Source organism: Saccharicrinis sp. 156 (genome assembly GCF_050589685.1).
Lineage (GTDB): Bacteria > Bacteroidota > Bacteroidia > Bacteroidales > Marinilabiliaceae > Saccharicrinis.
The window spans coordinates 24,599-30,926 of record NZ_JBNGOS010000056.1; the positions used below are offsets into that span (position 1 = coordinate 24,599).

At 37.9% G+C, this 6,328-nt stretch carries 3 protein-coding genes; all 3 read right to left on the reverse strand.

Annotated elements, in window-relative coordinates:
- Positions 1 to 244 precede the first annotated feature (244 nt).
- Positions 245 to 1,111, reverse strand: a complete 867-nt coding sequence (locus ACRD64_RS23250; protein ID WP_430936641.1) for a hypothetical protein — start codon at positions 1,109 to 1,111, stop codon at positions 245 to 247.
- Positions 1,112 to 1,249: 138 nt separating this feature from the next.
- Complete coding sequence (locus tag ACRD64_RS23255; RefSeq protein WP_430936643.1) at positions 1,250 to 2,761, reverse strand: RagB/SusD family nutrient uptake outer membrane protein; 1,512 nt, start codon at positions 2,759 to 2,761, stop codon at positions 1,250 to 1,252.
- 19 nt (positions 2,762 to 2,780) lie between these two features.
- Positions 2,781 to 5,927, reverse strand: a complete 3,147-nt coding sequence (locus ACRD64_RS23260; RefSeq protein WP_430936645.1) for a SusC/RagA family TonB-linked outer membrane protein — start codon at positions 5,925 to 5,927, stop codon at positions 2,781 to 2,783.
- Positions 5,928 to 6,328 lie beyond the last annotated feature (401 nt).

Sequence of the window (6,328 nt, forward strand, 5' to 3'; positions counted from 1 at the left end):
TCGTTTCCCAAAAGATCTTTTTGTTAATTGATAAACACACTATTAACCTGAGTTTGATTAAAATAAAATTGAGGATGCCCTTAAATAATGACAGATTATATTTCCATCCCCACACCTTCGGTGTGGTACTTCCCCCTATCCAATCCCAAAGAATAGGGGGGAAGTGCCCTTGATGTGAATTATAAAATGTGATTTTATTGATATATTGAAAGTTAATTCAGGACATCCTCATTATCAAAGCAAATTATTCAGAAACTCCTCTTAACTCAATATTTGTCACTGAGATACCGTCCTGCATGTCGCTTCCTCCTCCTCTTATTACCAAATATGCTGTGCCAGTAGCTGTTGCTGTAAATAGCCCATTGGCTTCAGGGTTCGTTGCAATAGTAGTAAACATTTGTCCAAAGGCGCTCGTACCCGAACCAGCCCATGTATTTATGGCTAAAAGAGATCCGCCATCGGAGTAATCCCCCGATATGGTAGCCGGGTCGACATATCCACAGTAAACCTCAAACCATGTATCCGTACAGCCGGATGTAGAACTTATATACATATCTATTTGATAGCTACGTCCCTCTTCCACCTCTATTGCCTGATAGATTCCTTGGCCACTCCATCCAGATGCAGTTAAGGTAGCTTTATTGTCAGCAAATGTCCAAATGCCACTTCCACCAGGAACTCCACCAATGCTCCATTCGGCAATGTCATCATCTGTATTAAACTTTCCTCCCTTAATTAGATTTCCAGCGACTGGATCAGAAGTGGGCACCGTTACTAAAGTTGTTTCTTCAGTGCTAAAAATACCTCCCGCTCCCGTAACTTTATGTTTAATTTCATATTCGCCTGCATCCGGTAAAAACAATTTAAATGTATTTTTACCCGATGAATAACCAGTACCATTACCTAAGTCCCAGTAATTATTAATAACATAGTCATTACTATTACTTGTAATTTGGTAGTTATTGGCAGAAAGTTCAGTTATAGTAAATGTTGCATCCAACATTTGTTCTGTCACAATTTCCTGGTTGTCATAGGTTTCTTGTGAACAAGAAACCATTCCTAAGGAAATTAACAAAATGAATCCGAAATATTTAATCGATATATTTTTCATCTGTTTAAAATTTTTGTCGTAAGAAAATGTGCCAAATATTTCTGCACATTCAGGAACTCTCATGAACTTTTTTAATCATCCTCCTTTGTGTACTTTATGATTAATAAAGTTCATGGTCGTTTCATAATTAATTACGTTTTAATATGGGTTTTGATCTAAACCACTATCTGAATCCATCTCTGACTGTGGTATAGGTAAGTATTTTTTATTCTCAGTCCAGGTAGTTGTTCTATATTCGTTTGGAACGAGCGTTGTAGCCGCTTTTCCACTGCGAATTAAATCCCAGTAACGTTTACCTTCTCCAACAAACTCAAGTCTGCGTTCGGCAATAATATTATCAACAGTTGCACTAACGCTGGCAACACCTGCCCTGGTTCTCACTTCATCCAAATAAGTCTGTGCGCTTCCTGTACCTGATGTCCCATTGGCTAGCAATTCCGCAGCATTTAATAGTGTTTCGGAGTAACGATACACCCTAAGGTTATTGTTGTAATTCATATCAGGAGAACCTGAATAATCGGCATTTCCATTCGTACGAGGAAGGTATTTTTTTAAGAAATTACCCGTATCTTGATAACGTCCCTCATAAGTTGCTCCTGTTTGTGCTGCATAGCTGACCATGTTTAATATGCCACCATTTTTACGTTGATCCATATCTTCATACAGGTCATATATTTCCTGACGAACAGGTTCGAATCCCCAACCTCCGTCAAAATCAGGGCTTCCTGACAAATTATTAATGCCGATAAGTTTAGGATAAACTGTTCCTCCATCTTCAATGGCTGCTCCCCAATCCTTACCTCCATTCACACTAAAGTAGTTGACTTCAAAGATCGATTCTTCAGTCCATTCTCCACTTGCTTCCCAAATATTCGCAAAATCACTATTCAAGGAATATTGATTGCTCGATATGATTTCATTCATATAAGCTAATGCTGTTGAATACTTGCTTTCATCATTTTGATACATAACAACTTCAGCATATATCATATAAGCAAAAGCTAGAGACACTCGTCCTGTATTCTCAGAAGTAGTTTTTATCGCTAATCCTCCATTATCAATCGCATCTTCTAATGTTGTAATTATACCGTTATATACTTCATCAGCCGTTAATTGAGGAGTTGTGTAGGGAAAATCCAAATTTACTTCATAATAGGGTATATTTCCCCAAAGTTTCCATAGCCACATATAGTAGTAACTTCGCAGGACTTTGGCTTCTGCCAGATAAAGTGCTTTGGTCTCATCTGATATATCCTCCACATCATCCATGTATTCCAACACTGCATTAGCACGTTTTACACCCGAGTAAAATGTTGTCCATAAATCGCTACAAACAATTTCGGGGGTAGCTTCGTAATTAAACATTTTATGCAAAAAAGGTTGGTCGCCCTGGTCATTACCCCCAACATAAACATCATCGGACATCACATCTGATACCAGGTTGAGTTGCGTAAATTGTCCCCATGCATAATCTGTCCAGGCTAACGGATCATAAGCAGCGACGAGCGCTTCGAATATACGTTCCTCAGTTGTATAATAATCATCAATCAATACGCTGCTTGCAGAATCAACTTCCAGGAACTCTTCTTTACAAGACCCCAATAGGAAAGTGAAAAATATGCTGCAAATTAAAATATATTTATTTTTCATTACTTTAAGTTTTTAATCGTTAAAATGATAGGTTTACGCCAACAGTATATGTCCTTGCCTGAGGATAAATTCCGCGGTCAATCCCAAGAGAAGTACCTCCTGCAGAAATTTCCGGATCAAAACCTTCATATTTTGTGAAAGTGAAAAGGTTTTCCGCAGAAGCATATATACGTAATTTTGTAATGAATACTTTCTTCACTAAATTCTCTGGTAAAGTGTATCCTAATGTTACGTTTTTAACACGCATATAATCACCATCTTTAACGTATAGGTCAGATGATAACCAATTGCCGTTATTGTTGGAAAATGAGAAACGTGGAATCGTATTGGAAGTACCTTCTCCTGTCCATCGATCCAACATATACGCAGGCAGGTTGATATAGCGTAAATCGGTGCGTCGGGTAGCATCATATATATCGTTTCCTACAGTACCCTGAAGCATCATACTAAAATCAAATCCTTTAAAATCAACACCAAAGTTTAAACCATAAGTCCAATCCGGCATACCTTTACCTATCATAGTACGATCGTCATCACCGATAGAACCATCTCCATTCACATCCACAAACCTTACATCACCAGGAACTGCATTGGGTTGTATTAACGCACCTTCATCATTGGTATACGCATCAATTTCTGTGTAATTCTGGAAAATTCCGTTTGTTTTATATCCATAAAAGAACGGAAAGGTCATGCCATTTTCTGCCCTGGAAATTGTTCCGACATTGGCATAAGTATCATAATTTGCAAATCCATCCGCGTTTCCAAGGTTAACGAGTTCGTTTTCAAGGTAAGAAGCATTTCCGTTAATACGGAAGTTCCATTTGCCAGCTTTAAACCTGTATCCTAAATCAAACTCAACCCCTTTGTTTTTCATATCTCCTACATTACCCGTTGGTTTTGACTCACCTACATATGAAGGGATGGACATAGTCATTAACATTCCGTTGGTTTTTTTCTCGTAATAATCCACCGTAAATGTCAATGCATTTTGTAGGAATCCGAAATCAAGACCAATATCGGTTTGTTCAGATTCTTCCCACGCCAAAGAAGTATTGGCTAATCCTGATGCTTTTGTTCCATTCACTAAGGTTCCCTCCCCAGGTCCAAAAGCATAGTTGTTTCCAGTAGAAGTTAGGGCGGTATATCCAAAAGCTCCTATATTTTCATTACCATTCCTACCCCATGAGGCTCTTAATTTTGAAGAGGTAAACCACTCAGGTCGTGATTCCATAAATGCCTCGTTTGTGATATTCCACCCGAATGAAACTGAAGGGAATACACCGTATTTACTTCCTGTACCAAAGTTAGAAGATCCATCTCTACGAATGGTTGCCTGAAACATATATCTCTCTGAAAAATTATAGCTAAGTCGGCCAAATAATGAAGCTAATGTATGTGGGCTCCAAGCACCTCCTCCTGCTGTTTGATCTCCGTTTGCAGCTGTACCGGTAGTAAAATCAATATTCGCCTTGTCGCCATCTTCTTCTACCATATATTTATTACTCCCGCTTAAGGTACGACCAGTCGTTTGTTTAGCAGACTGCCCTAATAATATGTTAAAATTATGTTTACCGGCAATGCTTTTATCGTAAGATAAAATATTTTCAACCTGCCAAACAAAACTACGATTCATACTAGACCAAACCTGTGAGTAATCAGAATAGGCAGATTTACCCAGGTAATATTCAGGCGTCCAGCCGTCAGTTCCATAAAATGCAAGATCAGTTCCAAATGACGTTTTAAACTTTAAATTATCCCAGATGGTCAGTTCGCCCCAAAAAGAGGATACAAATTTATCGGTGTTGTTCTCATCTCCTGGCAAAGCTAATTGCGCAACTGGATTAGTGATTTCGTTATAGTCATCGCCGGCTATTGTATAAATTAAACCGTTCTCCGGGTCGCGCACTGCTGTTGGATGAAGCGCGGCTGCAGCTTCCTGATCCTCTTCATATAAACCTAACAGTGGCGAAAATGAAATTGCTCCTCCAAGGGATGAACCATATTCAGAATTTGTTCCAATTCCTTTGGAATTTATTCTGGTGTAGGCAACATTTATACCTGCTTTAAACTTATTTAAAAAGTTACGGCTCTCATCGTCCAGAATATTATAGGTAGTATTCGACCTTAATGAGAATCGCTCATAATTAGAACGATCGAAGTTTCCACCTACAATACCATCTTGTTTATAATATCCTGCAGAAAAATAATATAATACTTTATCACTACCTCCACTTACACTCAATTGGTGGTTTTCTACAGGAGCATTGTCATAAAATATCAAGTCTTGCCAATCCGTACCTTCTCCCAAAGCATAAGGATCGCTATATCGAGGCTCTTCGCCCGAGTTAACCAAACCTTCATTTATCAGTAATGCATATTGTTGAGCATTTAGTACATCCCTTTTATTCCATTTGTTTTGCCAACCTCTAGAGAAATCATAATTTACACTTATCTTACCTTTGCTTCCATTTTTTGTAGTTACTAAAATAACTCCATTGGCTGCACGAGCTCCGTATACGGCTCCCGATGCGGCATCCTTAAGCACTTCAACAGATAGGATATCACTAGGGTTTAAGTAATCTATTCCACCATCGATAGGCATACCATCCACAATATAGAGTGGGTCGCTGTTGTTAATAGTACCAATACCACGAATTCGCACTTGCGAAGAAGAGCCCGGCTGACCAGATGATGTGGTAACAGTAACACCTGAAGCGAGTCCTTTTAATGCATTATCTATACGAACTGGAGCTACTCTTTGCAAATCCTCAGAAGAAACAGAGGCGATTGAAGCAGTAACAACACTCTTTTTCTGCACTCCATATCCAACAACAACCACTTCATCCATATCAAAGTACTCGTTAGAGAGTTGTACATTTATTATGCTTCTTCCGTTTACAGCAATCTCCTGTGTTTCCATTCCTATAAACGAAAACTGAATAATTGCATCGGCAGTCACTGTCAATTGATAATTACCATCAATATCGGTAATTGTACCATTGGTAGTTCCTTTTACAATTACCGATACTCCGGGTATTGGTTCATTATCACTCTGGGAACTAACAACACCGCTTACAACAATATCTTGAGCATATATACTCATAGAAAAAGCTGTACATAAAAATAAAATGAGAATTTTTCTCACTAATAATCTCTTTTTCATACATCTAATTTTGAATTGGTATTTATTTTTAACAATAATCAAGGATTAAAACCATTCATGAAATTTCATAGTTTTGATTATTTTAATCCTATAAAATATTTCACTTATACTTCCAAATACGTAACTCGGCTGTTATGCATTGTTCGGAACAAATATGGCTCAAACATTAACAATTGCAACAATAATTAACACTCACAAAATTACATCATATCCATATTCATAGTACGTCAAAAATACATCAATGGAATCTTATATAGCTGTATACCTGGTAGATGTGCTGTTATTTTCATGATAAAAAATACCACACAAAATTTCAACAGTAAATTGGAAATAACGGTGATGTTGACCCCTCCAACGGTCATATTGACCCCTCTTGGATTTGGGTAACCGAAAATGGTTAG

Excerpts from the sequence above, each read along its gene's own strand:
- ACRD64_RS23260 (WP_430936645.1), bottom strand. The coding sequence starts at position 5,927 with ATGAAAAAGAGATTATTAGTGAGAAAAATTCTCATTTTATTTTTATGT.
- ACRD64_RS23255 (WP_430936643.1), bottom strand. The coding sequence starts at position 2,761 with ATGAAAAATAAATATATTTTAATTTGCAGCATATTTTTCACTTTCCTA.
- ACRD64_RS23250 (WP_430936641.1), bottom strand. The coding sequence starts at position 1,111 with ATGAAAAATATATCGATTAAATATTTCGGATTCATTTTGTTAATTTCC.